The 17,553-nt window shown below is 64.6% G+C and carries 16 protein-coding genes; 12 read left to right on the top strand and 4 right to left on the bottom strand.

The features are described 5' to 3' along the window. Positions 1–13 precede the first annotated feature (13 nt). The 11 genes from ACWMMN_RS11570 (at position 14) to ACWMMN_RS11520 (ending at position 11,203) form a co-directional block, all read left to right on the top strand. A complete protein-coding gene (locus ACWMMN_RS11570; protein ID WP_486422680.1) occupies positions 14–2,275 on the top strand; it encodes a T6SS effector phospholipase Tle3 domain-containing protein in 2,262 nt (753 codons plus the stop codon). Next, complete coding sequence (locus ACWMMN_RS11565) at positions 2,272–3,753, top strand: virulence factor (protein ID WP_174994532.1); 1,482 nt, start codon at positions 2,272–2,274, stop codon at positions 3,751–3,753. The genes ACWMMN_RS11570 and ACWMMN_RS11565 overlap by 4 nt, the downstream gene beginning before the upstream one ends. A gap of 9 nt (positions 3,754–3,762) precedes the next feature. Next, positions 3,763–4,026, top strand: a complete 264-nt coding sequence (locus tag ACWMMN_RS11560; protein WP_027784933.1) for a PAAR domain-containing protein — start codon at positions 3,763–3,765, stop codon at positions 4,024–4,026. 47 nt (positions 4,027–4,073) lie between these two features. Then, a complete protein-coding gene (locus ACWMMN_RS11555) occupies positions 4,074–5,411 on the top strand; it encodes a virulence factor (protein WP_486422679.1) in 1,338 nt (445 codons plus the stop codon). 33 nt (positions 5,412–5,444) lie between these two features. Then, positions 5,445–5,753 (top strand): hypothetical protein, encoded by a 309-nt coding sequence (locus tag ACWMMN_RS11550; RefSeq protein ID WP_342702575.1) that lies wholly within the window; start codon positions 5,445–5,447, stop codon positions 5,751–5,753. 87 nt (positions 5,754–5,840) lie between these two features. Continuing rightward, the gene (locus ACWMMN_RS11545) at positions 5,841–6,944 is read left to right on the top strand and encodes a toxic anion resistance protein (protein WP_486422678.1); all 1,104 of its coding nucleotides are present in this window, start codon (positions 5,841–5,843) and stop codon (positions 6,942–6,944) included. Positions 6,945–6,964: 20 nt separating this feature from the next. After that, the gene (locus tag ACWMMN_RS11540) at positions 6,965–7,705 is read left to right on the top strand and encodes a VWA domain-containing protein (protein ID WP_486422677.1); all 741 of its coding nucleotides are present in this window, start codon (positions 6,965–6,967) and stop codon (positions 7,703–7,705) included. A gap of 43 nt (positions 7,706–7,748) precedes the next feature. Continuing rightward, positions 7,749–8,765: a DUF475 domain-containing protein gene (locus ACWMMN_RS11535; protein WP_059233655.1), complete on the top strand. Its 1,017-nt coding sequence runs from the start codon at positions 7,749–7,751 to the stop codon at positions 8,763–8,765. Positions 8,766–8,865: 100 nt separating this feature from the next. Beyond that, entirely contained in the window at positions 8,866–9,522 is a 657-nt protein-coding gene (locus ACWMMN_RS11530; RefSeq protein ID WP_059233656.1) for a TerD family protein, read from the top strand. A 51-nt stretch (positions 9,523–9,573) separates the two neighbouring features. Further along, the gene (locus tag ACWMMN_RS11525; RefSeq protein ID WP_256085080.1) at positions 9,574–10,446 is read left to right on the top strand and encodes a hypothetical protein; all 873 of its coding nucleotides are present in this window, start codon (positions 9,574–9,576) and stop codon (positions 10,444–10,446) included. Between the two features lie 136 nt (positions 10,447–10,582). Continuing rightward, positions 10,583–11,203 carry an HAD family hydrolase gene (locus ACWMMN_RS11520; protein ID WP_059233658.1) on the top strand — a complete coding sequence of 207 codons (621 nt, stop codon included), beginning with the start codon at positions 10,583–10,585 and terminating at the stop codon, positions 11,201–11,203. Between the two features lie 15 nt (positions 11,204–11,218). Here ACWMMN_RS11520 and ACWMMN_RS11515 read toward each other — a convergent pair whose 3' ends face one another. Further along, entirely contained in the window at positions 11,219–12,328 is a 1,110-nt protein-coding gene (locus ACWMMN_RS11515; protein ID WP_256085079.1) for a fatty acid desaturase, read from the bottom strand. A gap of 200 nt (positions 12,329–12,528) precedes the next feature. On the opposite strand from ACWMMN_RS11515, the gene ACWMMN_RS11510 reads away from it, so the two are divergent. After that, the gene (locus tag ACWMMN_RS11510; RefSeq protein WP_174994635.1) at positions 12,529–13,566 is read left to right on the top strand and encodes an AraC family transcriptional regulator; all 1,038 of its coding nucleotides are present in this window, start codon (positions 12,529–12,531) and stop codon (positions 13,564–13,566) included. A 21-nt stretch (positions 13,567–13,587) separates the two neighbouring features. Here the strand turns inward: ACWMMN_RS11510 and ACWMMN_RS11505 are convergent, their stop codons facing one another. The 3 genes from ACWMMN_RS11505 to ACWMMN_RS11495 form a co-directional block, all read right to left on the bottom strand. Beyond that, the gene (locus ACWMMN_RS11505) at positions 13,588–14,637 is read right to left on the bottom strand and encodes a lactonase family protein (RefSeq protein WP_256085078.1); all 1,050 of its coding nucleotides are present in this window, start codon (positions 14,635–14,637) and stop codon (positions 13,588–13,590) included. Further along, on the bottom strand, positions 14,624–15,991 hold the full coding sequence (locus tag ACWMMN_RS11500; protein WP_256085077.1) for an MFS transporter: 1,368 nt from the start codon (positions 15,989–15,991) through the stop codon (positions 14,624–14,626). Before ACWMMN_RS11500 ends, ACWMMN_RS11505 begins: the two co-directional genes overlap by 14 nt. 300 nt (positions 15,992–16,291) lie before the next feature. Next, complete coding sequence (locus tag ACWMMN_RS11495; RefSeq protein WP_059233663.1) at positions 16,292–17,479, bottom strand: helix-turn-helix transcriptional regulator; 1,188 nt, start codon at positions 17,477–17,479, stop codon at positions 16,292–16,294. Positions 17,480–17,553: the final 74 nt, after the last annotated feature.

Here is a 17,553-nt window from a genome sequence, read left to right as displayed (position 1 = left end):
CAAGAAAAACAACATGTTCAACTACAACTTTGCGCAGAACCCGAGCGGGCAAACGTCGGCTGACGATGCGTCGCAGACTTCGGTGGGCGGTGGGGCGGGGACGACGCTGTTCAATCGCAACGACCTCGAATGCGTGATGCAGATGCCGCTGCCGGGTGTGGTCATCTTCGTGCACGGGGTGAATTCTGAGGGCGAATGGTTCAAGGACGCCGAGCAGGGGCTGTGCGCCGGATTGAACCGGCGCATGGGGCGCTATGACGATCAACTGTTCCATTTCGGGCCAGTGGCCGGGCAGATGACGCCGGTCAGCTATATCGAGAGCCTGACGTCCGACGGCTTCCTGAATCCGGAAATGACGTCGAAGACGTACATCAAGCCCGATCCGTCCTTTTCTCCCGTCATTCATTTCCGGTGGGGCTATGCCGCCAATGCTGAGGAACTGAAGGAGTATGGCGACAAGATCATGCTCAACGAGAAGAATTACTGGGGCGGCGGGCCGTTCGCGGGCGGGTGTTCGAGTCTGCCGGATCTGTGGAACGACGGGTTGCACGACCGGCTTTTTCTCTGGTTGACCGTCCAGCATATGAATTCGATCGGCAACCGCAAGATCTATTCGACGCCGCCGCGTACCTATGGCGTGCTGGGTGCGCTACGGCTTGCGCGCCTGGTCGAATCGATCCGCAAGCGCCAGGCCGACGTGCCGATCACGATCGTGTGCCACAGCCAGGGAAACATGATCGGTCTTGCCGCTGCGTTCCTCGGCGACCGGTTGCCGGAGGTGGAGGACCGGTGGGGCAAGAAAGGACGCTGCGTGGCGGACACTTATGTTCTTGCCAATCCGCCGTACAGCCTGGTGGAGAGCAACTTCACCGATACCTGGGCACAGCGCGGGGTACGCGACAAGAACGGACACGTGGGGCGCGAGACTTATGTCGCCCGCAAGGAAACGCTGAGGGAGTACTTCGATATCCTGCGCGCTCGAGCCGATCTGGAGATGCCTGCGGAGGATCTCGATCGCGCGATGGAAAACGCCAGACCGTCGGAGTGCGGGGGGAAGCCGTATAGCGCAGCCAAGGACCGGGAGGCGCACGGGTTGTACCAGAAGAATACCTACGGGAGAGTGACACTGTATTGCTGTCCGCATGATCAGGTCATTTCCGCCCTGACCGTTCAAGGGATCGGATGGCGCGGCATGAATATCGAAGAGATCAGTGCGACGAACGCGTGGGGTGTTTTCTCGCAACGTGTGTTCGCGTCGAATTTCGAGGTCGGCGGTGACAATAAGCTATACCGGTATTGGGAGGATGACTGGCGTAGTGGCAAGAACAAAACGGAGGGGTTTTGGTATCCCCCGTCACCGCCCGCGCGATACGGTTTTGCGCGAGGCATGCATTCCAACGAGGGGTGGTTCGCGAAGTTTGTCACGTTTGTAACGAGCCCCGCCCTCTACCTGTTCAACTTGTCGGACATGGAGGTCAATGCCCTGCCGCCGAAAGAATGGGAAATCCCGATTACGGCTCCGATGCTCGACAAGGAAACACGCTTCTTTCCAAAGGCGTTGCGTTACGGCAAACCATCAGGCGCTAGTGATGCGCACGGGAAACCGATCGAGGAAGGGCGCTTCAACGAGGGTTACGATCCGCCGTCGGCTGGCCGCGATGCCAATAAGGAGGGTAAGCGGGATGACGACCCATACGACAACTTCGACACGAAGTCGGAAAAATTTGCGACCGAAAGCGACGCGCTGAAAGCGCAGGGGGATGCCGCATCCGAGGCTGCGCAGCGGTACGAGGATCACTCCATTCTCCGTATGGAGGCGCGGAGATCCGGAAATCGCCGCTGGGTCGACAAAGATGGAAAGGTAGTCGGAGAGGACAATCCAGAGTCAGCAAGTGCTGACTACACCGAATGGCGGAACAAGGAGATTTTTCAGATTCTGAACGGTGGGGACAAAAATAACCCCACCAACCATTCGACCATCATGACCAACAAGGACCATGCTGAAAAGGCACTCGCTTATGATGTGGCAATTGGTCTTTGCTATCTGACGGAGCTTGATTTCTATAAGCTTCGCATTGAGGCTGACTGGAGGTTTATCGGTGATCTGGATGACAGTCATCCGAGTCAGAAATTTTCTGAATATCTCTCGTACGGTAAATATAAAAAGGATTTCCTTCAGAATTGGGTGAAGAAGGACAAGGATGCAATGATGCCATCTAAGATATATGACGAACGCGATGGAGGGCTTTTCCTGAAGATCGGGGGTATTCTGTGAGAACGATCATCGCCACATGGCCTCGTCGTGTAGGAATGGCATGCGTTGTGATGATCGTAACCTCTATCGTTTCGCTTGTACTGGCGACTTCGACCGGTGATTCGACTGGTGGGCTATTGAATTTGGGGGAATTGATGAAGCGACTGGTGCTGCTGCCGGGACTTCTGGCAATTGTGGTGTTGGCGTTGACGACCGTTCTTGTAGCACCGAAAGCGATCGCTGCGCCGGCTGCCGGATCGGCTTCCGCAGGTGCGGGGGCAGAGCCGTCCAAGCCTTTCGTGGCTCAAGTGGTGGGCCTTGAGTGGATGAATCCACTGCAGAGGCGTGACTATCCGACAGAGTGGCAATTGTTGTGGACGCTGGGATTGGTGAAGCCGAACAACAACGACGATATGGTTCGGGCAAATCCGAAGAAATATTCGACGTTGCAAGCAATTTCTATTGTGGCCGATGGTCAATGGGGTAGTGAGTCATTTGTTGGGTTTTATAAGAAGTATGTTAGAAAATTGCTCGTGCTTTTTCGTGCTCGATATGTAACGAGCTCTGATTATTTTTATACGGTAAAGTCTGATAATAAAAAGGAGTGGCGCGAATTGGCTGGTGTCCGCGTCGAGCTCGCCATTCCGAAGGGGCGTCTGGATCCGGTGCTTGCCGGATCATTCTTGAGTGACGAAATGACCAATGCGTATGAGATCGGCAATCCGTCCGCGAAAGACCTATGGAGTCACGATACGCCGCCCGATGTGCATGTGACGACGGGCCAGGGGAATGCCGGCTTCACGTCGCTGAACGCGGCACTGGACTATCTGGCTGCCCACCCCGACAAAAGCGTGTGGGTAATGAACTGGGACGCCCCCAGCTTTCCGCCGAAGGATGAACAGATCAACGAGAACATGGTGGTGCTGTTCCTGGCGGGTCCGGACCTGAAGACGGAACGTGAGCCGCTTGCGTGGATCGGCAAAGCCGCGCGAAGCAACGTCAAGGATTTCGAGGCGAAGCAAGGCGCGAGCCGCGCGGTGCAGGCATGGAAGTCGACGCTCGATAAAGCGGCGATCAATGCAGGCGTGCCGGTGTCGTCGGTGAATTACATCGTGCACGACGCAGGCAAGGGCAGCGATGCTGCATCGACACGGATTGCCTCGCTGTCGCAGACGCTGACGGAAGTGCTGCCGGAATACGATTTCCGTACGCAGACCTTCAACACATCGGCGTTGCTCGGCGACATGGGAGCTGGCGCGGCGCTGACCGATGTGGCGCTGGCGATCGGCCGGGCGAATCACCTCGGCGGCAACGTGCTTGTCGCAGGAACGACCGACACCGAGCATCCGACGGCAGTGGTAGTCGTTGCGCCTTCGAAGCTGACGCCGATCGACGCAGGCAAGGACTGGTTCCGCGCACGCGGGGAGAACAACGCGTACTTGCCGTGGTGGGGCCGCCGTCATGACGCGCGTCCGGCATCGCAAGGCTATTCGGAATAAGGAGCACGCATGCGCGGAATCATTCGAGTCGGCGACGCGACGAGCCATGGTGGGCAGGTCGTAACCGGCAGCGCGGTCAGTGAAGTGATGGGGCGGCCGGTCGCCCGACTCGGTGATACGTGTGTCTGCCCGATCGCGGGCCATCAGGCCTGCTTTATCGCCGAAGGCGATCCGCAGGTCATCGTCGATGGCAAACCCGCTGCATTCGATGGCCACAAGACATCGTGTGGCGCGACGCTGATTTCGAGTCTGGCGTCGTCCGGACGGGAATGAATTGTCGAACCGGCCTCCGTCGTTGGCCGGTTCGACCAGGAATATTCATGTATCGCATTCTTGCCGGACGCTTTGGATTCGTCTCACTCGCCATGGCGGCACTTCTGTCGGGCTCGCCGTTGCGGGCCGAGACGAGTACTGCGCTGGCGCCATCTGTCGAAGAGGGGGCTGCCGCGCCGTTCGTTGCCCAGGTAGTCGGACTTGAATGGCTCAATCCGCTGCAGCGCCGTGACTATCCGACCGAGTGGCAATTGCTGTGGACGCTCGGGTTGGTGAAGCCGAACGTCGACGACGATATGGTGCGGACAAATCCCCAAAAATACTCGACGTTGCAGGCGATCTCTATCGTGGCGGACGGGGCGCGGGGGCGCGAGTCGTTCGTGGGTTTCTACGAGAAATATATTAGCGAACTTCTTGTGTTGTTTCGGACGCGCTATGTGATGAACCCGGACTATTTTTACACCGTCAGCTCGAAGTACAAGAGAGAGTGGCGCGAACTGGCCGGGGTGCGTGTCGAATTAGCACTTCCTGCCGGCCGGCTCGACCCGGTAGCTGCCGGAGCGTTCTTGCGCGACGAAATGGTGAGTGCGTATGAAATCGGCAACCCCTCCGCAAAAGATCTATGGAGTCGTGACACGCCGCCCGATGTGCACGTGACCTCGGGTCGGGGCAATGCCGGCTTCACGTCGCTGAACGCTGCGCTGGACTACCTCGCCGCGCACCCCGACAAAAGCGCATGGGTGATGAACTGGGACGCGCCGAGCTTTCCGCCGCAGGACGAACAGATCAACGAAAACATGGTGGTGCTGTTCCTCGCGGGTCCGGGTTTGAAGACCGAACGAGAGCCGCTCGCCTGGATCGGCAAGGCCGCACGGGGCAACCTTCGGGATTTCGACGGGAGCACCGATGCAATGCGTGCGGCGCATGCGTGGAGATCGACGATTATCGATGCGGCAGCAAGCAATGCCGGCGTCACGGTCTCGTCGCTGAACTATGTCATTCATGACGCGGGCAAGGGCAGCGATGCCGCGTCGGCAAGGGCTGCGGCCTTCTCGCAAGGACTCGCGGAAGCCTTGCCGGAAAACGACCTTCGCGGAAATACCTTCAACACGTCGGCATTGCTCGGTGACATGGGGGCCGGTGCGGCCTTGACCAATGTGGCACTCGCGATCGGTCGCGCGAATCACCTCGGTGGAAACGTGCTCGTGGCGGGAACGACCGACGCCGAGCATCCGACTGCAGTGGTGGTGGTCGCGCCATCGAAGCTGACACCGATCGACGCCAGCAAGAACTGGTTCCGCGCTCGCGGCGGAAACAACGCGTATTTGCCGTGGTGGGGCCGTCGTCACGATGCGCGTCCAGCGTCGCAAGGCTATTCGGAGTAGGACCTGGCGCAGGCGACTGCCGCAATACATCGCATGTCCGCACGTCAGGCATCGACGGATACGCCGTCGACCGATGCGGTGCGACGTCCCTCCGGCGTTAAGCAATCTGTAACAATCAGCGGAATAGCGAGAAGCAAATTCTTTCAAATTACTTTCTATTTCTTGTTGCTGGTACTTCCCGAGAAATCCGGATTCTCGCTCCATCAAGGCATTGGCCCCCGCGTCACCAGAAGCGTCATCGAGGTTTTCATCGAATACATTACAAAACGTATGGCGATTGAAAGATTTGCGTCGCTTGACGCACCGCACCGTCGCCATTTATTGTCCGTCTGCCGCCCGTGAGAGAGCACGACGGCAATCGCGGATGCGCGCCTTGCGCGCACGACGACAACACGTAGCAAAAAGCAGAAAAGGAAACGTGGTAGCCACATGAAGCCGCTATTCGATGACAAGAAATCCGATGCGGTCAGCGATCGTCCTTCCACCCCGTCTTCGTCACCCGTTACAGCGCCCGCCGTTGTGCCCGCCGCCGCCGTTGCCGCGCCGGCCGCACGCCCGGCGGAGAACGTCCGCCTGATCACCGTCGACGAGATCGACCAGCTCGGCGCGACGCAGGGCACGCGGATCGCCGCCTTTTCCCAACAGATTCTCGCGAGCGTCCGCGCGTCGGATGCCGACCAGTTCGGCGACAAGCTCAACGAACTGATCGCGACCGCGAAGGGGCTCGACCCGCGCGGCGCCGACAAGGGCGGGCTGCTCACGCAGGTCACGCGGCTGTTCCGCTCGACCAAGGAGAAGCTGCTGTCGCAATACGAGTCGGTGAGCAAGCGGATGGACACGCTCGTCGTCGAGCTCGAGAACCATGCGCAGCGTCAGAAAGCCGGCATCGACGAACTCCAGCGGATGTACAACGACAACTACGCGCTGCACCAGGAGCTCGCGCAGTCGAAGGCGCACGGCGAAACGGCGCTCGCGACGCTGCGCGCGCACCTCGCGGCAGGCCAGCAGCCGGCGGACGATGCGTTCGCGGCACAGCGCCTGCTCGACGTGAAGCGCAAGGTCGACGCACTCGAGAGCAAGCTCGACGACCTCGACCGCGCGATGCTGATGTCGAAGCAGCTCGCGCCGCAGATCCGGATGGAGCAGGACCAGAAACGCACGCTGACGTCGAAGTTCATGACGATCAAGACCGTGCTGATCCCCGCGTGGACCAACGCGTTCGCGCTCTATCTCGAGCAACTCAGCACGAAGCGCGCGGCGGCGCTCGCGAACGCGACGTACGACGCGGCCGACGAGGCGATCCGCGCGCAGGCCGACCTGAACCGCCAGAACGCGCAGGAAGTCGCGAAGCTCGGCCAGCGTCCGGTGATCTCGACCGACACGTTCGAATACGCGCAGCAGCAGCTGTTCGGCGCATTCGACGACATCACGCAGATCATCGCCGACGGCAAGCGCCAGCGCGAACAGGATGCGCCGCGCCTGCGCCAGCTCGAACAGGACCTGATCACCCGATTCGCTCCGAAGCACAACTGAGAGAACTGAGAGAACACCGCATGATTACGCTTGAGAAACGCGCGGCGAAGGTCGCGATCGTCCTCGAAAAACGCCAGATCCTGAAGCCGCCCGTCGTGCGTGTCGGCGCGGCGCTCGACATCTCGGGCTCCGCGAAGCCGCTGTACCAGTCGGGCGTGATCCAGGAGACGCACGACCGGATCCTCGGCATCGCGCTGAAGTTCGACGACAACGGCGAAGTCGACACGTGGACCTTCACCGAAGGCTACGACCGCCTGCCGACCGCGACGCCGGACAACTACGGCTCGTACATCTCCGATCACGTGCTCGAAGCACGGATCGAGAAGTGGGGCGGCACGCAGTACGCGCCGGTGATGAACGACATCGTCGACTTCTTCTTTCGCGCGCCGGAGCCGAAGCGCGAAGCCAGGCGCGGTTTCCTGAGCCGGCTGTTCGGCAGTGCGGACGAACCGTCCGCGCCGGCCGCCTCCGCACCGGCGAACGGCCATCTGCCCGCGTGGGTGCTGTTCGTCACCGACGGCCAGAACCCGAAGAACGACCGCAAACGCGTGCGCCAGCTGCTGGCCGAGTCGCAGCACTTCCCGCTGTACTGGTCGCTCGTCGGCGTCGGCGATCCGAGCGAATTCGGCTTCCTCGCGGAAATCGCGGACGAAATGCCGAACGTCGGCTTCCTGCATCTCGAATCGCTGAATATCAGCGACGAACAGATCTACGAACAGCTGATCACGCAAGAATTCTGCGACTGGGTGCGCGCGAAGTAAGCGCGGCCCGCACGCCCATTTTTCCGAACTCGATTACCCCATCATGTTGAAAGACTTCAAGATCCCGTTGTCGCTCACGGTGCTCGCGCTGATCGCCGCCTATCTCCTCGGCGGCGTGAAGGACATGCTGATCGTCGCGGTCCTGTGTGTGCTCGAAATTTCGCTGTCGCTCGACAACGCGGTCGTCAACGCATCGGTGCTCAAGAACTGGTCGGAGAAGTGGCGCAACCGCTTCATGGTGTTCGGCCTGCCGGTCGCGGTGTTCGGCATGCGGCTCGTGTTCCCGCTGCTGATCGTCGCGGTGATCGGCCACATCGGCCTGTGGGATGCGCTGACGCTCGCGATCGAATCGCCGGAGAAGTACGCGGCCGTGCTGACGTCCGCGCATCACGAGGTGTCGGCATTCGGTGGCGCGTTCCTGCTGATGGTGTTCTTCAAGTTCATGCTCGACACCGAGAAGGACGAACACTGGATCGGCTTCCTCGAAGGCCCGATGCGCCATCTCGGCCGCATCACCGCACTGGAAGTGGCGCTGACGCTCGCGATCGTGATCGTCGCGTCGTTCTACGTGCCGGCGGCCGAGCAGGTCAGCTTCCTGCTCGCGGGCGCGTTCGGCGTGATCGGCTTCGTGATCGCGCACGGCGTGGGCGACCTGGTCGGCGGCGGGGAGACGGGCACGCGCGTGGTGCGCGAAGGTGTTGCGGGTTTCATGTACCTGGAAGTGCTCGATTCGTCGTTCAGCTTCGACGGCGTGATCGGCGCGTTCGCGCTGTCGAACAACATCTTCCTGATCGCACTCGGCCTCGGCGTCGGTGCGGCCTACATCCGGGAGATGACGCTCGTGCTGCTGAAGAAGGGCACGCTCGCGCAGTACCGTTTTCTCGAGCACGGCGCGTTCTGGGCGATCGGTGCGCTCGCAACGATCATGTTCCTGGGCGTGAAGTTCGAGGTGCCCGAGGTCGTCACGGGCCTGATCGGCGCAGCGATGATCGCCGCGGCCGTATGGTCGTCGATCGTCGTGCAGCGCAGGGAAGACCGCACCGCGGTGGCGGGCGAGTAAGCACGCGTCACGCGCGGCGCGAACACCATCAACGAAGGGCCGCACCGTGCGGCCCGGCATTGCCGCCGGCGCAACGGCGGTTCCAGCAGAAGAGGTTCAGATGATCAATTTGTCGAAAGGCGGTCGCGTCAACCTGTCGAAGGAAGCGCCCGGCACGCAGAAATTCCGCATCGGTCTCGGTTGGGACGCGAACGCAACGGACACGGGCACGGACTTCGACCTCGACGTGTCGGTGTTCCTGTGCAAGTACGACACGCAAAGCAATCCGAGGCTGATCTCCGATCAGCACTTCGTGTTCTACAACAGCGAAGTGCGCACGATGGAGCGCAAGGAAACCTTCATCCAGCCGGGCGACGATTTCCCGAAGCGCGGGATGCCCGCGTCGAAGTGCCTGGGCGTCGTGCATAGCGGCGACAACCGCACGGGCAGCGGCGACGGCGACGACGAAGTGATCTTCATCGACGTGACGAAGCTTGCGGCCGACGTCGAGGAAATCTCGGTGGTCGTGACGATCGACCAGGCCGAAGCGCGCCGCCAGAATTTCGGGCAGGTTCGCAACAGCTACATCCAGATCGCCGACGAGGTGACGGGCGCCGTGATCGCGAAGTACGCACTCGAGGAAGACTTCTCGATGGAGACGTCGGTGCAGGTCGGCAGCTTCTATCGCCGCGACGGCCACTTCATGTTCAAGGCGGTTGGCGCCGGCTACAACCGCGGCCTCGGCGATTTCGTGCGCGCATACGGCGGCGCGGTCTGACTGGCGGCAGCCCGGCGTGCGGAACACCGCCGCGCCGGGCAGGAAGCAGCGATGACGAATCCGTCCGATGAGCCGAAGCGGCTCGAGTTCGATACGACGCCCGAGCGCACGCCCGGGCGTCTTGCGTTCGACGCACCGCCCGCGGCCGGCGCGCAGGCCGCGCGTGCGCCCGAGCGGCCCGCGCCGCAGGCGCTCGACCTCGGGCCGGCGCCCGCACCCGGTAACGCCGCACGCGCGGCGCCGGCCGAAGCGGTCGGCCGTGCGCTGTTCGGCGAATCGAACCACCCGCAGCTCGACGCGTGCTTCCGCGCCGCGCAGGCCAGCTTTCCGAATCTCTATCCCGACTACGCGCCGCGCATCGAGCGACACATCCGGCAACTGGTGCCGCTCAAGCTCGCGACGGTCGCGACGATCGGCGACGGCGCGCTGGAAACGGCGGGCAACCTCGTCGAAGCCGTCGCGGCGACGACGCGCGAATTCAACGAACTCGGCGCGGCCGACATGATGGCCGGGATGCTCGCGCAGGCGACGCGCAAGGCCGGCATGTTCGAACGCTGGTTCGGCGCGGCGTCGGGGCATGTCGATTACCGTGCGGCGATCGGCGCGCTCAAGCAGTCGCTCGGGTTCTTTCCGCGCCGTACCGAGGAACTCGCCGCGAAGGTCCGCCATGCGGAGGAAAACCTCGTGGTCGTGCTCGCGGCGCTGAGCGCGGTGGCGGACGTCGTGCGTGCGCCGGACGATGCCGGCGTCGAGCGCACGCTGTTCGACCGCCGCAACATCGTCGGGCAGGCGGTCCAGCAAATCCGGATGCAGCCGGCGCAACTGCGCGGGCTCGACGAGCGCGTGACCGATCTGCTGTCGCGCGCCGATCACCTGATGAACGTCGTGCTGCCGGCGGCGCTGGCCGCGCGGCCGCAGCGCTGAGCGAACGACACGGCGGCCACGTGCGCTGCGGCGGGTGTGGCTGCTCCGCTGGCCATGCTGCGTCACGCCGTTTCGCGCGCGGCGCCGCGAGTCTGCTATCTTCCGGGGCATTCCATCGCTTTCCCGCCGATTCTCCATGACTGACCGCATCGTCGCCGCGTTCGATTTCGACGGCACCATCACGACTACCGACAGCTTCCGCCATTTCGTCCGCTATGCGGTCGGCACGCCGCGTTTCGCATGGGCCGGGCTGCGCGCGCTGCCGTGGATCGTCGCGATGAAGGCCGGGCTGCTGTCGCGCGGCGACGCGAAGGCGAAGTTCGCGTCGTTCGCATTCGGGCCGATCCGCGAGGACGCGCTCGATGCGCAGGCGCGCACGTTCGTCGACACCTATCTGCCGGGCCTCGTGCGCCCGGAAATGCTCGAGCGCATTCGCGAACATCGGGCGCGCGGGCACGAAGTCGTGCTGGTCAGCGCGTCGCCGTCGCTGTATCTGGAGAAGTGGGCGAAGACGGCCGGCTTCGATGCGGTGCTCGCGACGCGGCTCGCGTTCGAGCGCGGCACCTTCGCCGGCCGGCTCGACGGCGAGAACTGCTGGGGACCGCAGAAGGTCGTGCGGCTGCGCGGGTGGTGGGGCAACCGGCCGCCGAAGCAACTGTTCGCATACGGCGACAGCCGCGGCGACAAGGAAATGGCCGAACTCGCGAACTGGTCGTGGATCCGCGGGCAGGGGCCGATGCCGCCGATCGGCGCTTGATGGCCTGCGCCGGCGTTACGTGTCGGCCTGCGCGTTGCGCGTACCGCGCGACGGGCGATAGCCACCCCAGCGATTCGCACGTGCGAACGTGCCGACGTCGTTGAAGCGCACGCCGACCTCACGCAGCGCCGCATGCGCGGTGCGTGCGGTCAGCTGCCGGATGTAGAACGGATCGCGCACGACGAAGTGATGGATCGCATGCGTGCTGCCGAAATTGAAGCAGAACAACTGGAACGGCAGCATCCACCACGGGTTCAGCACCTGCGTCTGCTGGATCACGTTGCGCGAATCGATGTCGCCGAAGTAGTGCATGTTCGAGCTGACGAAGTTGATGCAGAAGCTGCGCACGAAGTTCGGCCCGAGCCATACCACCGCCAGGAAATCGACGACGTTCATCGCGCGTTCGACGACGGCCGGCACCGTCGCCGAGTAGCCGAACGCATGCAGCGCGAACAGGCTGACGTGATAGACGATGAACGCGTGCCACAGCACGTAATACACGTGGCCGACCGGCATGTATGACGACACCTGCTCGACGCGCAGCTGCAGGCGTTCCGACGGATCCTGCACCGGTTGCGCGGCCACATACTGCTTCACCTTGCGACGCATCGAGGCCGGGCGCAGCACGACGGCGAGCATGCCGTCGGCGATCATCAGCAGGCGCTTCACGCCCCAGCGCTCGCCGTTCGTGATGCCGAATTCCTCGAGATCCGATTCGCCGCCCGACACCTTGTGGTGATGCAGGTGCATGCGCCGCCGCGTCCACGGGTTGATCGTGCCGGGCCGCGTGAGCCAGCACAGCGCCATCATCAGGTGATAGGCCCACGGCGTCTTCTTGAAGTACATCAGGTGGATCAGGTCGTGCTCGAGCTCGTGGATCAGCGACGTGACGAACGCGGCGAGCGGCAGCGCGACGTACCACGCGATCGCGCCGCGGGCATACAGCCACGCGATCGCGAGCATCGCGCTCACCGATACGGCCATCACGGTTGCGCCGACGAGGTTCTGGTTGTCGAGCAGCGGAAAGCGCGCGCGGATCGCGTCGCTCGCGGCGTTGACCTCGCGGCGGACGTACGCGACCTTGTCTGCATCGTGGCGAAAGACGGTTCGTGCGGGTTGGCTCATCGACCGGAATCCGTGCGGAAAGAGTGGGGCGCAATGCCGATGTGACAAGCATAGGCGCCCGCCGGAGCGCACGCGAGGGCCGCCGGTGCCAATGGCGGTGTCATTTCGGGCCAGGGTGGCCGCGCGGCTAGAGTGCCGCTGCGGTGTCATTGCGGGCCAGCGACGCTACAATCCGCCGAAACCGCTCCGGAGTCCGCCGCATGGTCCTGTCCGTCCCGGATGCCGCGCGCCAGCTGAACAAGGCGACGGTGTCGTCCGCGTATGCGCTGTTCATGCTGATGCTGGCCGAGGAGCGCGGCATCGACGGCGGCCGCATTCTCGCCGGCTCGGGCGTCGAGCGCGACCGGCTCGCGCAGCCCGATGCGCGCATCACGCCGATGCAGCAGGCGGCGATCGTGTTCAACCTGCTCGACGCGACGGACGACCCGTCGATCGCGATCGAGATCGGCCTGCGCAGCAGCCTGACGAAAGCGGGGCTGATCGGCTTCGGGCTGATGAGCTGCGCGACGCTCGGCGAGGCGATCGCGCTCGGCATCCGCTACCTGCCGACGCGCGTGCCGTTCTTCTCGGTGCGGCTCGCGCAACTCGACGGCATCGTCGACATCGACGTGCTCGAAGCGTTTCCGCTCGGCCGGCTGCGCCAGTTCGCGGTCGAGAACTTCCTGGTCGAGACCGCGATCCTGTTCAATTCGCTGCTGTATCCGGCGCCGGGGCGCACGCTGCAGTCGCGCGCCGAACTCCATTTCGAATGGCCCGAGCCGCCGTGGTTCGAGCGTTATCGCGCGCGGCTGCCGCGCTGCCATTTCGACGCGAGCGCGAACCGCATCCGCTGCGACGCCGCGCTGCTCGACGAGCCGATCGGCACCGCGAACGCGCAGACCGCACAAATGATCGTCCAGCAGTGCGAGGCCGAACTCGCGCGGCTCGGCTATGCCGAGAGCGTCGTCGAGCGCGTGCGCAACCTGCTGATCTGCGGCGATGACGGCTATCCGTCGGTCGACGACGTCGCGCGCGAACTGCATGTGTCGGCGCGCACGCTCAAGCGCAAGCTCGCCGAATTCGGTGCGACCTATTCGGCGCTGCTCGACGAAATCCGGCTGCGCGACGCGCTGCGGCTGCTCGAAGGCACGCGCCTGCCGGTCGACGAGATCGCGGCGCGCGTCGGCTATACGGACCGCGCCAATTTCACGCGCGCGTTCAAGCGCTGGACGGGCGTCGCGCCGAGCGAGCGGCGCTGAACGCCGGTACTTGCCGGTTCCTCAGACGATCGCGATCCAGTTCGCGCCGCGTCCGCCCGGCACGCGCGCATGCAGCGTCAGCGCACCGTCGTCCGGCGCGATCGCGTACACGGCCACGTGTTCCGACTGTTCGCCGCAGGCGACGAGCCAGCGTCCCGACGGATCGATTGCGAACCCGCGCGGCTGCGTTTCGGTCGCCGTCGCGTGTGCGGGTTCGAACGCCCCGGCTTCATCGCGGCGATAGCAGAGCAGTTGGCTCGACGTGCGCTCGCTGACATACGCGAAGCGTTCGTCGGGCGTCAGGTGCAGGTCGGCGGCCCACACGGACGGTTCGGCGGGGGCGGGCGGGCGCGGATGGCCTGGCGCGAGTTCGGCGACGGCCGGGTGGTGCGCGCTCACGTGTGCATTGCCGAGCCTGCCGGTGTCGGGGTCGCGTGCAAAGGTCGCGAGCGTGGCCTGGAATTCGCTGACGACCACGAGCGTGCGGCCGCCATCCGCGAACTGCAGGTGACGCGGGCCGAAGCCGGCCGGCACGCGCGTTTCGCCGTGTTCGACCGCACGCAGGCCGGCCGCGTCCTCGACGAGCGCGAAGCCGAACACGCGGTCCGAGCCGAGCGAGCTGACGTACGCGAAACGATTGTCCGGCGACACGATCACCGCGTGCGCGTTCGCGATGCCGCCCGCGACCTGCAGCGGCGTACCGTCGCCGTCGCGCACGCGCGCGGCGTCGTAAAGGCTCAGCGAGTTCCCGCCGTACGACGCGCCAAGCAGCCAGCGGCCGCTGCGGTCGAGCGACAGGTACGCATGGCTCGCGTCGATCGCCGTTGTGCCGATGCGCACGAGCGCGCCCGTGGCCGCGGCGACGCGGAACGCGACGATCGTCGGCTGTTCGCCGCGCGTCGCGACGTAGAGGCGCGCGCGGTCGGCCTGCACGGCGATCGGCATCGCGATGTCGGCGGCCGGATAGCGGGTGAGCGGCGCGAGCGTGCCGTCGCCGGCGAGGGAGAACGTGGCGAGGTCGCCGTCGGCGGCATTCGAGACGACGACGGTCAGGCGGTCAGTGTTCGGCATGGCGGAGCATCGAAGCATTCGTGAAGGAGTCGTCGGCCGGCAGGCCGCTCGGCGGATCGCTGCGCCGGTGCGTGCGCGCGAACAGCGCGGCGGCCGCGGCGACGAGCGAAGCGATCGCGAGCGCATACAGGCCGCCCGTGATCGAACCCGTATGTTGCTTCAGATAGCCGAACGCCGTCGGCGCGACGAAGCCGCCGAGGTTGCCGACCGAGTTGATCAGCGCGATCACGGCCGCGGCCACGCGCGTGTCGAGATAGCCCTGCGGGATCGGCCAGAACAGCGACGACGCGGCCTTGAAGCCGAGCGCGGCGAAGCAGATCGACGCGAACGACCAGACCGGATCGTGCGACGTCGATGCGAACAGCCCGCAGGCGGCGAGCACGAGCGCGCACGCGAGCCAGCGCTGCGGATGCTTCCACTTCGACGACAGCACCGCGAAGCCGTACATCGCGCCGATCGCGATCATCCACGGAATCGTGTTGTACAGGCCGACCTGGAAATCGGTGAGGCCGCCCATCTTGCGGATGATCGTCGGCAGCCAGAACGTGGCCGCGTAGATCGTCAGCTGGATCGAGAAGTACAGGAAGCAGAACAGCATGATCTGCGGATCGCGCAGCAGCGCGGTGGCGCGCACCGGCACGTTCGAGCGCACGTCGCGCGTCGCGCGCTCCTCGTCGAGCGCGTTCTGGAGCGCTGTGCGTTCTTCGGCCGTGAGCCACGTCGCGTCGCGGATGTGCGATTTCAGCAACAGCCAGCTCGCGCCGCACAGCGCGACCGAGAACATCCCTTCGATCAGGAACATCCATTGCCAGCCTTCGAGGCCGAAGCCGCGGATCGACAGCAGTGCGCCGGTCACGGGCCCGGACAGCACCGATGCGAACGCGGAGCCGCCGAGGAAGATCGCCATCGCCTTGCCGCGCTCCTGCGGCGGCAGCCATTGCGACAGGTACAGCACGACGCCGGGGAAGAAGCCGGCCTCGGCCACGCCGAGCAGGAAGCGCAGCGTGTAGAACGACGTGTCGTTCCACACGAACGCCATCGCGGCCGCGACGATGCCCCACGTCGCCATGATCCGCGCGAGCCACACGCGTGCGCCGTAGCGCTGCATCAGCAGGTTCGACGGCACTTCGAACAGCGCATAGCCGACGAAGAACAGCCCGGCGCCGAGCCCGTACGCAGCCGCGCCGATGCCGATCGACGCTTCGAGGTGGCGATCGACGAAGCCGACGTTCACGCGGTCGATGTAGTTCGCGATGAACATGATCAGCACGAGCGGCAGCACGTGCCACTTCACTTTCGAGACGGCGGATGCGAGCGGGTCGCGGCCGGGCAGGGCGGACGAGGGCGGGTTCAAGGGTGTCTCCGGTCGGGCGGCGGCGGACGGGGCGGCGGCCCGCGTCCACGTCAGGGTGGCGTTCTATGTAGTATGTCGTCGTATGACATGGTACGCCGGTGTACCGGTGATGACGTCGCGGGTTTACCCGGAAATTTCTCAAATATTGGCGAATACCTTCAGGCAGGTGAATGATTTTTCAATGTCTGACGACGTATGACATGAAATGAGATCATGCTCGTTGCCAGACCGCGTTGCCGGTTCGTACCCCGCGTCGTGGGGCAGCCGCACGGGCGGTCCGGCGATGGCTGCCCCGGTGCGCTACGCCATCGACACGACGCTGTTGAGCAGTGTCTTCACGAGCACGGCCTGTCGCGTTGCGCCCGTTTTCGCGAAGATGCCGCGCAGGTGGGCACGCGCGGTGTTCTTCGTGATGCCCGTCGCGGCGGCCGCTTCGTCGAGCGTCAGCCCGTCGACGAGCAGCAGCGCGATTTCGGTTTCCATCGGCGTGAGCCGGAACAGCCGGTGCAGCATGTCGCGCGATGTCTGCGGCGACGACGCCGGATCGCGCACGAACACCGCGACGGCCGGCCGGTGCTGGCGGTCTTCGGCGCCGCGATAGGGCGCGAGCGGGCGCAGCAGCACGCTCAGCGGCATGGCACCGCCGGGACGCGACAGCGTGGTGGCTTCGATACGCGTGAGCGCCCCCGCGCGGAAATGCTCGAGTGCGGCCTGCAGCGCCTTTTGCAGCCGGCGCTCGTCGAGCGGGCACGACGCGTGGAGCCGCTCCTGGCGCACGCACAGCCCGTCCTGCTGCTCGATCAGCCGCTCGGCGATGCGGTTGCGCTTGATCACACGGCCGTCCTCGTCGACGATCGCGGTGCCGACATCGAGCCGGTCGACGGTGCCCGCGTACAGCGCGCGTTCGGCATCGAGCACGTCGAACGCCGCATGCAACTCGACTGCACGCTGCAGGTGCGGCAGCAGCGTTGCGACCTGCGCGCGCTCGGTGGCGTCGAAATCGCGGCTGCCGTGCGCGCGGCTCACGAAGAACGCGCACTCGACGCCGCGCTCGCCGCGCAGGTTCGCGCCGAGGATGTAGCGCAGGTCGAGCGGCTGCAGGTACTGCCGGTAGAAATCGTGTGCGCGCCACGCGGTTTCGCCGAACAGCCGGTCGGCCGTGAAGACCTGGCCGGGCGGGTGGTCGAGAAACGGGCACAGCGCATAGAACTGCTCGCTGTACGACGGCTCGCCGGGCAGCAGCGGGCCGTGCGCCGACGCATTGATGATGAGCCCGTGCCGTGCGCCGCCCGGATTGCGCAGCACGAGCGTCGTGAAGCTCGCGTCGAGCCGCACGCGGACCGCTTCGAGAAAGCCGGCCCACGGCGTCGCTTCGGATGGCCCCTGATAGACGAGCCCGAGCCACGTGCTGAGTTCGCGCGCCGTCCAGGCCGCGTCGTCGAAGCCGTCGTGCGCGGCCGTATCGCCAGGCGCCAGCGCGATCCGCATGCTCGTGTTCTCCTTGGTCGGGGTGAGGGGGCCCGGACCAGCATACCGGCCGGCTGGCGGCCCGCGTCATCCGA

Source organism: Burkholderia cepacia complex sp. TUM26381 (assembly GCF_057439935.1).
Note: the sequence above shows the minus strand (reverse complement) of the source record. Positions and strands in the feature narration are given on the sequence as shown.

What these genes read in the sequence shown, in the direction of transcription:
- ACWMMN_RS11570 (WP_486422680.1), top strand. Translation starts at nt 14, where the DNA reads ATGTTCAACTACAACTTTGCGCAGAACCCGAGCGGGCAAACGTCGGCT.
- ACWMMN_RS11560 (WP_027784933.1), top strand. Translation starts at nt 3,763, where the DNA reads ATGCGCGGAATCATTCGAGTCGGCGACGCGACGAGCCATGGTGGGCAG.
- ACWMMN_RS11555 (WP_486422679.1), top strand. Translation starts at nt 4,074, where the DNA reads ATGTATCGCATTCTTGCCGGACGCTTTGGATTCGTCTCACTCGCCATG.
- ACWMMN_RS11550 (WP_342702575.1), top strand. Translation starts at nt 5,445, where the DNA reads ATGTCCGCACGTCAGGCATCGACGGATACGCCGTCGACCGATGCGGTG.
- ACWMMN_RS11545 (WP_486422678.1), top strand. Translation starts at nt 5,841, where the DNA reads ATGAAGCCGCTATTCGATGACAAGAAATCCGATGCGGTCAGCGATCGT.
- ACWMMN_RS11540 (WP_486422677.1), top strand. Translation starts at nt 6,965, where the DNA reads ATGATTACGCTTGAGAAACGCGCGGCGAAGGTCGCGATCGTCCTCGAA.
- ACWMMN_RS11535 (WP_059233655.1), top strand. Translation starts at nt 7,749, where the DNA reads ATGTTGAAAGACTTCAAGATCCCGTTGTCGCTCACGGTGCTCGCGCTG.
- ACWMMN_RS11530 (WP_059233656.1), top strand. Translation starts at nt 8,866, where the DNA reads ATGATCAATTTGTCGAAAGGCGGTCGCGTCAACCTGTCGAAGGAAGCG.
- ACWMMN_RS11525 (WP_256085080.1), top strand. Translation starts at nt 9,574, where the DNA reads ATGACGAATCCGTCCGATGAGCCGAAGCGGCTCGAGTTCGATACGACG.
- ACWMMN_RS11520 (WP_059233658.1), top strand. Translation starts at nt 10,583, where the DNA reads ATGACTGACCGCATCGTCGCCGCGTTCGATTTCGACGGCACCATCACG.
- ACWMMN_RS11515 (WP_256085079.1), bottom strand. Translation starts at nt 12,328, where the DNA reads ATGAGCCAACCCGCACGAACCGTCTTTCGCCACGATGCAGACAAGGTC.
- ACWMMN_RS11510 (WP_174994635.1), top strand. Translation starts at nt 12,529, where the DNA reads ATGGTCCTGTCCGTCCCGGATGCCGCGCGCCAGCTGAACAAGGCGACG.
- ACWMMN_RS11505 (WP_256085078.1), bottom strand. Translation starts at nt 14,637, where the DNA reads ATGCCGAACACTGACCGCCTGACCGTCGTCGTCTCGAATGCCGCCGAC.
- ACWMMN_RS11495 (WP_059233663.1), bottom strand. Translation starts at nt 17,479, where the DNA reads ATGCGGATCGCGCTGGCGCCTGGCGATACGGCCGCGCACGACGGCTTC.